Source organism: Streptomyces sp. G7(2002) (assembly GCF_028870195.1).
GTDB classification, from domain to species: Bacteria; Actinomycetota; Actinomycetes; order Streptomycetales; family Streptomycetaceae; genus Streptomyces; species Streptomyces nigrescens.
In genome coordinates this window covers 553,916-567,830 of record NZ_CP102609.1, presented here as the reverse complement: position 1 = coordinate 567,830, position 13,915 = coordinate 553,916, and the positions used below count along the sequence as shown (strand labels likewise).

Genomic DNA, 13,915 nt, shown 5'->3' with positions numbered 1-13,915 from the left:
CAATATGCCCTATCTCACGTTTACTTGAAGCCTCTAGGACGTGCTGGTGGGGGAGCGCTGCACTCGGTTTTGCGCCACACGGTTGTCCGGATTATCCCGCCGGGGCGAGGTGCGGACCCCTGGCCGATTGGGCTTCTGCGGTGGCTGGTTCGCGCTTTCCGGGGCGGAGCGGGACCGGCGCCCGTGCTCGCCCGGACGGTCGGCTCAGGCAGAGCGTCGGCTCCGCCAGCCATACGGCCACTTCGCCAACCGCCAATCCGTCACCATGATAAATCCGTCACCATGATGAAGAGGAACAGACCGTATCCGCTGAGAGGGAGTGACCGGATGAGCAGCAATCCCTTCGAGGACCCGGACGGCACCTACCTGGTTCTGATCAATGACGAGGGGCAGCACTCGCTGTGGCCCTCATTCGTCGTCGTTCCGGCAGGCTGGCGGACCGTCCTTGAGGAGACCAGTCGCGACGCGGCACTCGAGTACATCGACACCCACTGGACCGACATGCGCCCCAAGAGCCTCGTTCAGGCCATGGAGGGCTCCGGCGCAGCCTGACCCGCGCCCGGTGCGGCCCGCGCCCTCGGAATCCCGGGGGCGCGGCCGCCGCTTGCAGTTCAGCAAGGCATGGGATGAAAAGGCATGGGATGAACTGGCCGGCCAGGGCGGCTCGCTACGCTCGTCGCGCCGCGCTCGTCGTGCCTGCTGGTCTCGCCGCGCTCGCCTCGCTGTCCAGCAGGAACTCACCCGCCCTGCGTGCCGTACCAGCGCCACTCGGTGAGTCGCTGACGGTCGGGGAGGGCGATGCGTCCGGTCGCCCACAGCAGCATCTCCCAGGCGTCACCCTCAATGGCGACATGGGAGAAAAGCTTCTTCAGGACCCGTTCGCACAACTCCCTTGGCGGTGACCACTCCAGACCCAACCCCTGAGTGATGTCATGGGTGTGCACGAGGGTCTCGACGACGCCCATGGCGGCAAAGCCTTCCGGGTCCGAAGGCCCAAAGACGTGGTAGGCAACGGTGGTTGAAGGGGCCGTGCGCAGGACGGACGCAAGCAGACCGCCACACGCCTCCAGGATGGTCAGAAGGCCCTCGGGGCCCGAGGCCCGCTCAACGAAGATCACGTTGGCAGGCCCATCGCTTCGGTCGCTGCTCGTCCGGAAGGGCAACACCGTGGACATCGGCGGCTTCGCCAGTCCGAACCTCGCGGCGTAGGTGAACAGGTCATCGGCGAGATGCTCGAGCGTCTCCCAACACGTCCAGTCGAGCGTTCCCGCCTTGGCCTCCCAGGCCTGGGGAGGTGCCTCCCTCAGGGCGTCGATGGCCAGAGTGACGACCCGCCGCACGTCCTCTCCGTCGACCGAGGTGTCTGCTCCGTCCATGCGGAGGATCGTAACAACGGCCCACGCGGGCTCTATCAGGGCAGCGGCCCTCAGTTGCCGCGGCGTACCCGGGCCGCCTTGCGGGCCTCGGCGAGCTTACGGGCCTCGCCGGCCTTGCGGGACTTGCCGCCGGAGCCGCGGGAGGCGTCCTTGCTGGTGCCCAGGCCGCGGAAGGGGGCGTTGGTGTTCTTGGCCCGGGGCGCGGCGGGCCCACCGTCGAGCGGGGTACCGGAGGGGGCCTTGGCCCCGGTGATCCGGCTCAGCTCCGCCTCACCCGAGCGCACCTTGGTGATCGTCGCTTCGATGCCGGCCCCGGCCATCAGCCGGCTCATCTCGCGGCGCTGGCCCGACAGCACCAGCGTGACGACGCTGCCGGACTCACCGGCCCGGGCAGTGCGGCCCGCGCGGTGCAGATAGTCCTTGGGGTCGGTGGGCGGATCGACGTTCACCACGAGATCGAGGTCGTCGATGTGCAGACCACGGGCCGCGACATTGGTCGCCACCAGGACGGTGATCTGGCCGTTCTTGAACTGTGCCAGGGTCCGTGTGCGCTGCGGCTGGGATTTGCCGCTGTGCAGGGCCGCGGCGTGCACTCCGCTGGCCCGCAGATGCCGGGTGAGCTGGTCGACCGCGTGCTTGGTGTCCAGGAACAGCAGTACGCGGCCGTCGCGGGCGGCGATCTCCGTCGTGACGGCGTACCGGTCGGGGCCGTGGACGACCAGCACATGGTGGTCCATCGTCGTGACCGCGCCCGCGGACGGGTCGACCGAGTGGACGACGGGGTCGTGGAGGTAGCGGCGGACCAGGTGATCGACGTCGCGGTCCAGGGTGGCCGAGAACAGCATCCGCTGGCCGTCGGGGTGCACCTGGTCGAGCACCTCGGTGACTTGCGGCAGGAAGCCCATGTCGCACATCTGGTCGGCCTCGTCGAGGACGGTGATCCGTACCCGTCCCAGGCGGCAGGCCCTGCGCTCGATCAGGTCGTGCAGACGGCCAGGGGTGGCGACGACGACCTCGGCCCCGTCGCGCAGCGCAGCGGCCTGCCGGCCGATCGACATGCCGCCGACGACGGTGGCCATCCGCAGACGGAGCGCCTCGGCATACGGCGCGAGCGCCTCGGTCACCTGTTGGGCCAGCTCCCGGGTGGGCGCCAGGATCAGGGCGAGGGGCTGCTTCGGCTCCGCGCGCCGCCCGGCCGTCCGTACGAGCAGGGGCAGGCCGAAGGCGAGCGTCTTGCCCGATCCCGTGCGCCCGCGCCCCAGGACGTCGCGTCCTGCGAGGGCATGGGGCAGCGTGGCCGCCTGGATCGGGAAGGGCTCGCGCACGCCGAGCTCGGTGAGCGTGCGCAGCACCTCGGCCGGCAGTTCCAGGTCCGCGAAGGAGGCGACCGGGGGCACCACCGGCGTGAGGGGCGCTGACCGGGCGAGGCTGCCGTGCGAGGCACCGAGGCGGTCCGGGTGATTCATGAAGAGCCTTCCGCATGGGGAACGTACCGAGGAAGGCCCGGCAGGAACGAGCAGCCGACGAACAAGGGAAACCGCACGGACGGAATCGCCAGCCGTCACGGCCGCGCAAATAGTCAAGAATAACATGCAAATTCGGCGATCCCCCCACCCTGCCTGGATCAATGCCTGCGCAGTTTCTTGGCCAGGTGGGAGGCGCCGAGGAGCAGCACGGCCGTCAACGCCAGGGCGACCAGCACCATGCACGCGAGGGCGCCGACGCCGGCCCCATGGGTGAGGACGGCCTCCAGGGCGAAACTCAGGGTGGTGACCGAGATCAGCAGGGGTGCTGCGTACCAGAACAGGAAGACGAAGAAGCTGAGGTCCCCGAAGGGAGTAGGGATCCCGATGAACAGCAGCTCGGACCGGACCGGCCCGCGTACGGCCGCCACGACCGAGGCCGCGGCGAACGGCAGCGCGCACACCGGCATCAGCAGGAGCGCCCAGGCAGCTCCGTTGAGTGCGAAGGGTACGGCCGCCAGGCAAGCAAGTACGGCGCCGAGCCCTGCCGGGACGATCGCGTGATGGAGCATCAAGGTAGCGAAGCGGAAGGGCGACCAGGATGAGCGCCGGAGATCGTCCGCCTCCAGTCGCGCCGACTCGGCCAGCCGGCCAACCGCCAGATACCCGAGAACCAGGGCCATGACCACGGCGGCGACCCTGCTGCCGCCGTCGAGCGATGCGGCCAGTCCCGCGATCGCTGCGGCGGCCGCGGTCCAGAGGGCCGCACCGCCGACCCGGCCCGGTGCGCGCCACAACGCCACGGCGTCGCGCCAGATCACCACGAGGTACTTGCTGCGAGGCATGGGCAGCTGACGCCGTGACGCATGCCCGTTGTGTCCGAGCGCCTCGCTCACGGCCAGCTTGGCGGCGCGCAGTTCCACCGACCACATCACCGATGCGACCGTGGTGGCCGTCGCCGCGCGAGCACGCAACTGCCTGGTGGGGACGGTCGCGGAAACCGCATGCGCGTACAGCGCCGCCACGGCGGTGAGGACCACGAGCAGCGTGACAGCGACGGGCCAGCCGCTCGCCGAGCCACCCGCCGCATGGACGACCGGTTGCGCGGCCCAGCCCCAGGGCCCGGACCACAGCTCGACCTGCTCCAGCACCGGAAGCCGGTGCCCGGTGGCCGCCCACCCCGTCTGCGCGACGAGCACCACCAGCAGCAGCACGGCGTACGGCGTCCATGTCCTGACCCGGGCTCCCAGGCTGGTCCGTCGTTCGACCTGGAGGGCGAGCACGACCGCGAGGAGCGGAAGACACAGCCCGGCGGGCAGGCAGGCCGCAAGCCCGGTCCCCAGCGAGGAGAGTCCGGTCAGGCGCAACAGAACACCCCCGGCGACCGTGCACAGCACCCCGCCGACGACGGCGAGTCCAGCAGTGAGGCGAAAGTAGGGGCGTAGCACTCGGGTCCGGTCGACCGGCTGGCTGAGCAGCCACGCCGCGGCCGGTGCCGGCACGATCACCGGCCCGCGCCACAGCGCGTCGCGCGCGGCGATCACCGCCAGGCAGAGAGCCAGCAGCACCAGACCCGCGGGAAGCGCACGGCGGATCGCCTCCAGGACGTCCCCGTGGGCGGCCACGTGCTCCAGGCGCTGGGCGAAACGGTAGACGAAAGTCGTGCCGTAGCCGCCGGCGAGCAGGACGAGCGAGTAACCGATGACGCCGAGATCACGGTTGCGCTTGCTGCGGTGCCCGCGGCGCTTGTCGCGCAGCCACCGCAACGTCTCGGAAGTGCGGTCGTACTCCGCCGTCCAGGCTGTCTCCTCGCTCACTGGTGGTCACCCATCTGCCGGAGAACCGTGGCAGGGGCGCCGGAGGCCACGACTTTGCCGTCCTCCAGAGCGACCACCCGGTCGGCGACCGCCCGGACGAGATCCGCCTGGTGGGTTGCGAGCAGTACCGCTACGCCGTCCTCTTTCTCGCCGATCAGCAGTTCGCTCAGGCGCCTGCGGGAGTCGGGGTCGAGGCGCTGCTCCGGCTCATCGAGTACGAGAAGATCGCGGGGGCGGACCAGGGCAGCGGCGAGCAGGAATGCCTGCATCTGTCCCGAGGACAGGGCGGCGGGGAGATGGTGCGCGTGGCCCTCAAGGCGGCGGTCCGCCAGGACTTGATCGATCCACCCGTCCGCGTCAGCCACATCGTGGGCCACGGTGATGAGCTTGAGATGGTCGTGCACGCTCAGGTCGGGATAGCACGCGATGGTGTCGCCGACGACGGCGACCCTGGCGCGCACCTCGGGGTCGTCCTCATCGATGACCCTGCCGTCGAACAGCGCGGTGCCGGTGGTCGGTTTGTCCCGGCCGCTGGCGATGCGCAGCAACGTGGATTTCCCGGAGCCGTTGTGTCCGAAGAGAGCGGTGCAGGTCCCGGCCTGGACCTGCAGGTCCAGGGGGTGCAGCGCCTGGCGATCACCATAAGTGCGGCTGATCCCGCGAAGCTGCAATAAGGCGGGGACGGCACCCTCGCCGGCTTCGCTTGTCTTGCTGGGCATCGTGCCTCCGATATGAGGAATCCGTTAGCGCGAGCGTAGCGGCCGCGCCGATCACCACACCTGCCGCGCCGGTCGTCGGACTTCGAGTGGTACGCGGTGATGCTCTGCGTGTTCTCGTGGCAGTGCGGTCCGCGGTGCGCGACCATACGGACGCCGAGCCAGGCTCGATCATCGGCGTCGTGCATGAGGGAAGTTTCTCGCCGGCGGCCGGCCCGCGTGGACTGCCGCGGGTCTGGTCAGGCGTTTCCAGCCGGCGGGCGCCATGGCGCGCTACGAGCGCGGGCCGCGGTGCTCGACACCAGTACAGCAACCGACGGCAAGAACAAGCAGCCAGCAGAAGGAAACACCGAGACAGGAAGAAGGACGGACGTGTCCGGCAGCGAAAGCGAGAACCCAGTAATCTCCTCCCCGGCCCCCACGCCGACCCGGCCCCGGTCGAACCGGGACTGGTGGCCGAATCAGATGGACCTTCAGATTCTCCACCAGCACTCTTCCCGGTCCAATCCGATGGACGAGGACTTCACCTACGCGGAAGAGTTCGCGGCCCTCGATCTCGACGCGCTGAAGCGGGACGTCTTCGAGGTGATGACGACCTCGCAGGAATGGTGGCCTGCCGACTACGGTCACTACGGGCCGCTCTTCATCCGGATGAGCTGGCATGCCGCGGGAACGTACCGCATCGCCGATGGCCGGGGCGGTGGCGGCGCAGGCGCTCAGCGCTTCGCCCCCCTCAACAGCTGGCCGGACAACGCGAGCCTCGACAAAGCACGCCGTTTGCTCTGGCCGGTCAAGCAGAAGTACGGCCGGAAAATCTCCTGGGCCGATCTCCTGGTCTTCGCCGGCAACTGTGCCATGGAGTCGATGGGGTTCAAGACGTTCGGGTTCGGCTTCGGGCGGGAGGACATCTGGGAGCCCGAGGAGATCTTCTGGGGGCCGGAGGACACCTGGCTCGGGGATGAGCGCTACAGCGGCGACAGGGAACTCGCCGCTCCTTTCGGTGCCGTGCAGATGGGGCTGATCTACGTCAATCCGGAGGGGCCCAACGGCAATCCGGATCCGATGGCTGCGGCCAGGGACATCCGCGAGACCTTCGGACGGATGGCGATGAATGACGAGGAGACGGTTGCGCTCATCGTCGGCGGCCACACCTTCGGGAAGTGCCATGGCGCGGTCGATCCCTCGTACATCGGCCCGGAACCCGAGGCGTGCCCCATCGAGCAGCAGGGCCTCGGCTGGCGGAACACCCACGGCAGCGGCAAGGGCGCCGACACGCTCACCAGCGGACTCGAGGGCGCATGGACCTCGCAGCCGACGACGTGGGACAACGGGTACCTGGACAACCTGTTCCGGTACGACTGGGAGCTGACGACGAGCCCGGCCGGCGCGAAGCAGTGGACTCCCACGGACACCTCGGCCCGGGGCACGGTGCCCGATGCTCATGATCCGTGGAAGAAGCACGCTCCCATGATGCTGACGACGGACCTCGCGCTGAAGCGGGATCCGGTCTACGGGCCGATCGCGAAGAGCTTCCACGAGAACCCGGACAAGCTCGCGGTGGCGTTCGCCAAGGCGTGGTACAAGCTGCTGCACCGCGACATGGGGCCCCTCTCGCGCTACCTCGGCCCGTGGGTCGCCGAGCCGCAGCTGTGGCAGGACCCGGTCCCTGAGGTCGATCACGAACTGGTCGCGGACGAGGACATCGCTGCCCTCAAGGACAGGATCCTCGGCTCGGGACTGTCCGTCTCCCAGCTGGTCACCACCGCGTGGGCGGCGGCGGCAAGCTTCCGCGGCACCGACAAGCGCGGCGGCGCCAACGGGGCACGGATTCGCCTCGCACCGCAAAAGGACTGGGAGGTCAACGCCCGGCCCGAGGTGGCCGAGGTGCTGCAGACCCTCGAACAGATCCGGCAGGACTTCAACGGCTCACAGACCGGCGGAAGGAAAGTGTCCCTCGCCGACCTGATCGTCCTGGGCGGATGCGCGGCCGTCGAGCAGGCCGCGAAGAACGCCGGGCACGACGTCACCGTCCCGTTCGCACCGGGGCGCACGGACGCCTCGCAGGAGCAGACCGACGCGGAGACGTTCGCCGTGCTCGAACCCAGGGCAGACGGGTTCCGCAACTACCTCCGGGCGGGAGAGAAGCTGTCACCGGAGACGCTGTTGCTGGACCGCGCCAGCCTGTTGACGCTGACCGCTCCCGAGATGACGGTCCTGGTCGGCGGTATGCGCGCCCTGAACACCGGCTTCGCGGGATGCCCGCATGGCGTCTTCACGCACCGGCCGGAGACCTTGACCAACGACTTCTTCGCCAACCTGCTCGACATGGGCACGGAGTGGAAGGCGTCGGCCACAGCCGAGAACGTATACGAAGGCCGGGATCGCGTCACGGGCGAGGCCAAGTGGACCGCCACCGCCGTCGACCTCATCTTCGGTTCGCACTCCCAGCTCCGAGCCGTCTCGGAGGTCTACGCGTCCGCGGACGCGGGAGAGAAGTTCATGCGTGACTTCGTGGCGGCGTGGGACAAGGTGATGAACCTCGACCGGTTCGACCTGGCCTGAGCCCGATGTCCGGTCGGCCACCCATCGGCCGACCGGGACATGGGAAGAATGCGTACGACGTGTGGACTCTCCCGCGCGGAATCGTCAGCGGTGTCTTGAGCTCTGCGGTTCTTGCCGGTGTCGCCTGTCGAGTGCTTGCTGATACAGGCTTCCGGCGCGGTAGGAGGACCGGACCAGAGGTCCGGACAGCACTCCCGCGAAACCGATCTCCTCGGCCTCTTCCTGGAGCTCGATGAACTCCTCGGGCCGGACCCACCGCTCCACCGGGTGGTGCCGCGCCGAGGGGCGCAGGTACTGGGTGATGGTGACCAGGTCGCAGCCGGCGGCGTGCAGGTCGGCCAGTGCGGTGGAGACCTCCGCCCGGGTCTCTCCCAGGCCCAGGATCAGGTTCGACTTGGTGACCAGGCCGAACTCCCGCGCCGCGGTGAGCACACCGAGCGACCTGTCGTAGCGGAACGCGGGCCGGATCCGTTTGAAGATCCGCGGCACCGTCTCCACATTGTGGGCCAGCACTTCCGGCCGCGACTCGAATACCTCGGCCAATAGCTCGGGGACACCATTGAAGTCCGGGACCAGGTTCTCCACCCCGGTGCCCGGGTTCCGTGCGTGGATCTGCCGGACCGTCTCGGCGTACAGCCAGGCACCACCGTCGGGCAGGTCGTCGCGGGCCACCCCGGTGATCGTGGCGTACCGCAGATTCATCTTGGCCACCGACTCCGCCACCCGGCGCGGCTCCTCCCGGTCCAGCGCCTGGGGCTTTCCGGTGTCGATCTGGCAGAAGTCACAGCGCCGGGTGCACTGGTCACCGCCGATGAGGAAGGTGGCCTCGCGGTCCTCCCAGCACTCGAAGATGTTCGGGCACCCGGCCTCCTGGCACACGGTGTGCAGCCCTTCGGCCTCCACCTGCGCGCGCAACGCGTTGTACTCCGGCCCCATCCTCACCCGTGTCCTCATCCACTCGGGCTTTCGTTCGACCGGGGTCCGGCTGTTGCGCACCTCAAGTCGCAGCAGCCTGCGGCCGTCGGGCGAGGCGGCGGGTGTGGGGGCGTCGCTCATGTCACAGCTCCGGGTACAAAGGGTGGGCGTCGGTGAGCGTGGCCACGCGAGCCCGCAGCTCGGCGGCGAGGCTCGGGGTGTACGCCGGCTTGAGGGCCTCGGCGATGATGTCGGCGACCGCCGCGAATTCGGCTTCCGCGAAGCCTCGGCCGGCCAGCGCCGGAGTACCGATCCTCAGTCCCGAGGTCACCATCGGCGGGCGGGGGTCGAACGGTACGGCGTTGCGGTTGACCGTGATGCCGATGTCGTGCAGACGGTCCTCCGCCTGCTGCCCGTCGAGCTCCGACTCCCGCAGGTCGACCAGGACCAGGTGGACGTCGGTGCCACCGGACAGCACGGAGACGCCCGCGTCCGCGACATCGGGACCACTCAGCCGCTCGGCGAGAAGCCGGGCACCCGCGAGGGTACGCTCCTGGCGCCGGCGGAACGCCGGCTCGGACGCCATCTTGAACGCGACGGCCTTGGCAGCGATCACATGCTCCAGCGGCCCGCCCTGCTGGCCGGGGAAGACCGCACTGTTGACCTTCTTCGCCACGTCCGCACGGTTGGTCAGCACCACTCCACCGCGCGGCCCGCCGAGCGTCTTGTGCGTGGTCGTGGTGACCACGTCGGCGTGCGGCACCGGGTTGGGGTGCAGGCCCGCGGCGACCAGACCGGCGAAGTGCGCCATGTCGACCATCAGGTACGCGCCGGAGCGGTCCGCGATCCGCCGGAAGGCGGCGAAGTCCAGCTGCCGGGGGTAGGCCGACCAGCCCGCGATGATCAGCTGCGGCCGGTGCTCCATGGCCAGCCGCTCGACCTCGGCCATGTCGACCCGGTTGTCCTCCGCGGAGACGTGGTAGGCCACGGTGTTGTAGAGCTTGCCGGAGAAGTTGATCCGCATGCCGTGGGTGAGGTGCCCGCCGTGCGCGAGGTCCAGGCCCAGGATGGTGTCTCCCGGTTGGAGCAGCGCCGTCATCGCGGCGGCGTTCGCCTGGGCGCCCGAGTGCGGCTGCACATTGGCGAAGGACGCACCGAACAACGCCTTGATCCGGGTGAGGGCGAGCCGCTCGATGACGTCGACGTGCTCACATCCGCCGTAGTAGCGGCGGCCCGGGTAGCCCTCGGCGTACTTGTTCGTCAGGACCGAGCCCTGCGCCTCCATGACCGCGACCGGTGCGAAGTTCTCGCTCGCGATCATCTCCAGCGTGTTCTGCTGCCGCGCCAGCTCGGCGCGCACGGCGGTGTGTACCTCGGGGTCGAAGTCGGCGAGCCGACGGTCGAGTACGGACATGTCATTCTCCTGCCGTGAGTGCCGCATAGGCGGCGGCGTCCAGCAGGTCCGGCGTACCGGCGATCCGCATCCGGAACAGCCAACCGGCCCCGAACGGGTCGGAGTTGACCAGACCGGGGTCGGCCACGGCGGCTTCGTTGATCTCGACGACTTCGCCGTCCGCGGGAGCGAACAGGTCGCTCACGGACTTGGTCGACTCGATCTCTCCACACGCGTCGCCGGCCTTGATCGTCGTGCCCACGGCAGGCAGATCGAGGTAGACGACGTCGCCGAGCGCGTCGGAGGCGTGTGCGGTGACACCGACGGTCGACAGGTCGCCCTCGTGCGCGATCCATTCGTGGTCGCTGGTGTACTTCAGGTCGGGGGACAGGCTCATGATCTGTTCTCCTGTGGGGGTCAGGCTCGGCGTCGGTAGAAGGGCAGCTCGACGATCTGGGCGGGCTCCTTGCTGCCCCGGATGTCGACGAGCACCTCGGTGCCGGGTGCGCTCCGGCCGGTCGGCAGATAGGCCATGGCTATGGCGTGGTCGAGGGCGCGTCCCGCCTCGGGTCCGGAAAGCTCGATCTCTCCCCTGTGGGTGAGGTCGAAGATTCCGGCGGTGGTCCGTACCGCGTGGTGCTCGGCCAGCTCGGAGGTGTAGCGCAGGGGCATGGACCAGCCGGCGAAGTCGGTGAACGACGCACCGAGCTCCGCGTGAAGGTCGTGCAGGGGAGTCTTCTTGAGCATGGTGGTTCCTCTTCGGACCGTGATCGGCCCGGGTCAGGACGCGAAGGCTTCGGGAGGCGGGCAGGAGCAGACCAGGTTGCGGTCGCCGTGCGCCTGGTCGATCCGGCCGACCGGTGGCCAGTACTTGTCGGGCGTGACGCCCGCCGGGAATGCGGCCCGCTCGCGCGAGTAGGCGCGGGTCCACTCGCCGGCGATCGCGGCGGCGGTGTGCGGTGCCTGTCGCAGCGGGCTGTCCTCAAGGCCCCAGACACCCTTGTCCACCAGGTCGATCTCCGCACGGATCGCGATCATCGCCTCGCAGAAGCGATCCAGTTCAGCGAGGCTCTCGCTCTCCGTCGGCTCGACCATCAGCGTGCCGGGGACCGGAAAGCTCATCGTCGGCGCGTGGAAGCCGTAGTCGATGAGCCGCTTGGCGATGTCATCGACCGTCACCCCCGTGGCGGCGGTGAGGGGGCGTACGTCGAGGATGCACTCGTGCGCGACGAGGCCCGACTCCCCGGCGTACAGGACGGGGAAGTGTGACGCGAGGCGCCGGGCCACGTAGTTGGCGCTCAGCACGGCCGTCCGGGTTGCCTCGGTCAGCCCCTCGGCGCCCATCATCCGGATGTAGGCCCACGGGATCGGCAGGATGCCGGCACTGCCGAACGGCGCGGCGCTCACCGCCCCGATGCCGTCGCGGCGCCCGGTGTCGGGGTGCAGCGGGTGGGTGGGCAGGTACGGCGCGAGGTGTTCGGCCACCGCGACCGGGCCGACCCCCGGCCCGCCGCCGCCGTGCGGGATGCAGAACGTCTTGTGCAGATTCAGGTGTGACACGTCGCCACCGAACTCGCCGGGCTTGGCGACTCCGAGCAGCGCGTTGAGGTTGGCGCCGTCGACGTACACCTGTCCGCCGTGCTCGTGCACCAGCTCGCACAGCCGGGTGATGCTGTCCTCGTAGACGCCGTGCGTGGAGGGATAGGTCACCATGATCGCGGCCAGGTTGTCGGAGTGCTTCGCGCACTTCGCCTCGAGGTCCCCGAGATCGACGGTGCCATCGGGCCGCGATGCCACCACGACGACGCGCATCCCGGCCATGGCGGCCGAGGCCGCGTTGGTGCCGTGCGCGCTTGCCGGGATCAGGCACACATCGCGTCCGGCCTGGCCGTTGCTCTCGTGGTAACGGCGGATCGCCAGCAGGCCGGCGAGCTCGCCCTGCGATCCCGCGTTCGGCTGGATGGAGACCTTGGCGTACCCGGTGACCTCTGCCAGCCAGGTCTCGAGCTGCTCGACCAGGGCCAGGTACCCGGCAGCGTCCGTGAGGGGCGCGAAGGGGTGCAGGTCGGCAAAGCCGGGCCAGCTGACCGGCTCCATCTCCGTGGTCGCGTTGAGCTTCATCGTGCAGGACCCGAGCGGGATCATCCCGCGGTCCAGCGCGAAGTCACGGTCGGAGAGCTTGCGCAGATAACGCAGCATCGCGGTCTCCGACCGGTGCCGGTGGAAGACCGGGTGGGTGAGGAAGGGGGAGGTGCGCCGCAGGTCCGGCGGAAGCGCCGCCGAAGCGCCGGCCGCCGGGCCGTCCAGGTCGTCCCCCACCGCGCCGAAGGCGTCGAGCACGAGACGGACATGGTCCCGCGAGGTGGCCTCGGAGCAGGAGATGCCGACGTGGTCACCGTCCACCAGCCGCAGGAGCAACCCCTTGTCGTGCGCGGCCGCGACGACCTCCTCGGCACGGCCGGGGACCCGCACCAGCAGAGTGTCGAAGAACTCGGGGTGCACCACCGTGATCCCGCTGTTCCGCAGCCCGGTGGCGAGGAGTGTGGCGTGCCGGTGCGTCCGCCGGGCGATCCCGGTCAGCCCCTCGGGGCCGTGATAGACGGCGTACATCGACGCGACCACGGCGAGCAGGACCTGCGCCGTACAGATGTTGGAGGTCGCCTTGTCGCGTCGGATGTGCTGTTCGCGGGTCTGCAGGGCGAGGCGGTACGCCGGCCGGCCGGCGTTGTCCACGGAGACGCCCACGAGCCGGCCGGGCAGGTGCCGTTCGAGCCCTTCGCGGACCGCGATGTAGCCGGCGTGCGGGCCGCCGTAGAACAGGGGGACACCGAACCGCTGGGACGATCCCACGACGATGTCGGCGCCGAACTCACCCGGCGGCACGAGCAGCGTGAGCGCCAACAGATCGGCGGTCACGGTGACCTGCGCCCCGCGCGCTCGCGCCGCGGCGGTCACCTCGCGCAGATCGCGGACGGCGCCCGAGCAGCCGGGGTAGGACAGCACCACCCCGAAGAAGTCGTCCTCCGGCAGCGGCGCGGCGACGTCGATCTCGACGATCTCGATGCCGACCGCGGCGGCACGCGTGCGCAGGACGTCGAGGGTCTGCGGCAGGGTGTCGCGGTCGACCAGGACGCGGTGGCGACTCCTGCCGGCGACACGACGCATGACCGTGACGGCCTCAGCCACCGCCGTGGCCTCGTCGAGCAGCGACGCGTTGGCGGTCGGCAGCCCGGTGAGGTCTCCGACCATGGTCTGGAAGTTGATCAATGCCTCGAGCCGGCCCTGGCTGATCTCCGGCTGGTAGGGCGTGTAGGCGGTGTACCACGAAGGGTCTTCCAGCACATTGCGCCGGATCACCGCGGGCGTGGTGGTCGCGTGGTAGCCCAGTCCGCTCATCGGGACGGCCACGGTGTTCCTGCTCGCGAGCTCCTGCAGCTCGGCGCGGGCTTCGGTCTCGGTGGCGGCGGCAGGCAGGTTCAGTTCGGAAGCGCTGCGGATGCCGCTCGGGACGGCGGCGTCGATGAGGGCGGCGAGCGTCGGGTAGCCGACTTCGGCCAGCATCTTGGCGCGGTCGGCGTCGCCGACGCCGATGTGGCGGGCGGCGAACTCACCCGACGCGGAGGACTCGGTGAAGGTCATGGTGGGAGGCTCCCTCTGGGGGCACCGCACATGC

11 protein-coding genes are annotated in these 13,915 nt (G+C 69.6%); 2 read left to right on the top strand and 9 right to left on the bottom strand.

Features of this window, described 5'->3' with window-relative positions:
• The first annotated feature begins 327 nt into the window (after positions 1-327).
• Entirely contained in the window at positions 328-552 is a 225-nt protein-coding gene (locus NUT86_RS02530; RefSeq protein ID WP_109886861.1) for an MbtH family protein, read from the top strand.
• A 185-nt stretch (positions 553-737) separates the two neighbouring features.
• On the opposite strand, the gene NUT86_RS02525 is transcribed toward NUT86_RS02530, so the two are convergent.
• The 4 genes from NUT86_RS02525 to NUT86_RS02510 form a co-directional block, all read right to left on the bottom strand.
• Positions 738-1,376 (bottom strand): maleylpyruvate isomerase N-terminal domain-containing protein, encoded by a 639-nt coding sequence (locus tag NUT86_RS02525; RefSeq protein ID WP_274733083.1) that lies wholly within the window; start codon positions 1,374-1,376, stop codon positions 738-740.
• A 50-nt stretch (positions 1,377-1,426) separates the two neighbouring features.
• On the bottom strand, positions 1,427-2,842 hold the full coding sequence (locus tag NUT86_RS02520; RefSeq protein WP_274733080.1) for a DEAD/DEAH box helicase: 1,416 nt from the start codon (positions 2,840-2,842) through the stop codon (positions 1,427-1,429).
• Between the two features lie 158 nt (positions 2,843-3,000).
• Positions 3,001-4,656, bottom strand: coding sequence for a DUF6297 family protein (locus NUT86_RS02515; RefSeq protein WP_274733078.1), 1,656 nt, complete (start codon positions 4,654-4,656; stop codon positions 3,001-3,003).
• Positions 4,653-5,375: an ABC transporter ATP-binding protein gene (locus NUT86_RS02510; protein WP_274733076.1), complete on the bottom strand. Its 723-nt coding sequence runs from the start codon at positions 5,373-5,375 to the stop codon at positions 4,653-4,655. The genes NUT86_RS02515 and NUT86_RS02510 overlap by 4 nt, the downstream gene beginning before the upstream one ends.
• 369 nt (positions 5,376-5,744) lie before the next feature.
• Here NUT86_RS02510 and katG point away from each other — a divergent pair, with 369 nt between their 5' ends.
• A complete protein-coding gene (gene katG / locus NUT86_RS02505; RefSeq protein WP_274733074.1) occupies positions 5,745-7,934 on the top strand; it encodes a catalase/peroxidase HPI in 2,190 nt (729 codons plus the stop codon).
• Positions 7,935-8,018: 84 nt separating this feature from the next.
• Here the strand turns inward: katG and lipA are convergent, their stop codons facing one another.
• From lipA to gcvP, 5 genes are read right to left on the bottom strand one after another with little or no spacing between them, the layout of a single operon-like run.
• Complete coding sequence (gene lipA, locus NUT86_RS02500; protein ID WP_274733072.1) at positions 8,019-8,990, bottom strand: lipoyl synthase; 972 nt, start codon at positions 8,988-8,990, stop codon at positions 8,019-8,021.
• Position 8,991: 1 nt separating this feature from the next.
• Positions 8,992-10,263, bottom strand: a complete 1,272-nt coding sequence (gene glyA, locus NUT86_RS02495) for a serine hydroxymethyltransferase (protein ID WP_274733070.1) — start codon at positions 10,261-10,263, stop codon at positions 8,992-8,994.
• Between the two features lies 1 nt (position 10,264).
• On the bottom strand, positions 10,265-10,639 hold the full coding sequence (gene gcvH / locus NUT86_RS02490; RefSeq protein WP_274733068.1) for a glycine cleavage system protein GcvH: 375 nt from the start codon (positions 10,637-10,639) through the stop codon (positions 10,265-10,267).
• Between the two features lie 20 nt (positions 10,640-10,659).
• Positions 10,660-10,989 (bottom strand): glycine cleavage T C-terminal barrel domain-containing protein, encoded by a 330-nt coding sequence (locus tag NUT86_RS02485; protein ID WP_274733066.1) that lies wholly within the window; start codon positions 10,987-10,989, stop codon positions 10,660-10,662.
• 33 nt (positions 10,990-11,022) lie between these two features.
• Complete coding sequence (gene gcvP, locus NUT86_RS02480) at positions 11,023-13,881, bottom strand: aminomethyl-transferring glycine dehydrogenase (RefSeq protein ID WP_274733064.1); 2,859 nt, start codon at positions 13,879-13,881, stop codon at positions 11,023-11,025.
• Between the last annotated feature and the right edge of the window lie 34 nt (positions 13,882-13,915).

Coding starts and splice junctions, on each gene's coding strand:
- NUT86_RS02530 (WP_109886861.1), top strand. CDS start 328: ATGAGCAGCAATCCCTTCGAGGACCCGGACGGCACCTACCTGGTTCTG.
- NUT86_RS02525 (WP_274733083.1), bottom strand. CDS start 1,376: ATGGACGGAGCAGACACCTCGGTCGACGGAGAGGACGTGCGGCGGGTC.
- NUT86_RS02520 (WP_274733080.1), bottom strand. CDS start 2,842: ATGAATCACCCGGACCGCCTCGGTGCCTCGCACGGCAGCCTCGCCCGG.
- NUT86_RS02510 (WP_274733076.1), bottom strand. CDS start 5,375: ATGCCCAGCAAGACAAGCGAAGCCGGCGAGGGTGCCGTCCCCGCCTTA.
- lipA (WP_274733072.1), bottom strand. CDS start 8,990: ATGAGCGACGCCCCCACACCCGCCGCCTCGCCCGACGGCCGCAGGCTG.
- glyA (WP_274733070.1), bottom strand. CDS start 10,263: ATGTCCGTACTCGACCGTCGGCTCGCCGACTTCGACCCCGAGGTACAC.
- gcvH (WP_274733068.1), bottom strand. CDS start 10,639: ATGAGCCTGTCCCCCGACCTGAAGTACACCAGCGACCACGAATGGATC.
- NUT86_RS02485 (WP_274733066.1), bottom strand. CDS start 10,989: ATGCTCAAGAAGACTCCCCTGCACGACCTTCACGCGGAGCTCGGTGCG.
- gcvP (WP_274733064.1), bottom strand. CDS start 13,881: ATGACCTTCACCGAGTCCTCCGCGTCGGGTGAGTTCGCCGCCCGCCAC.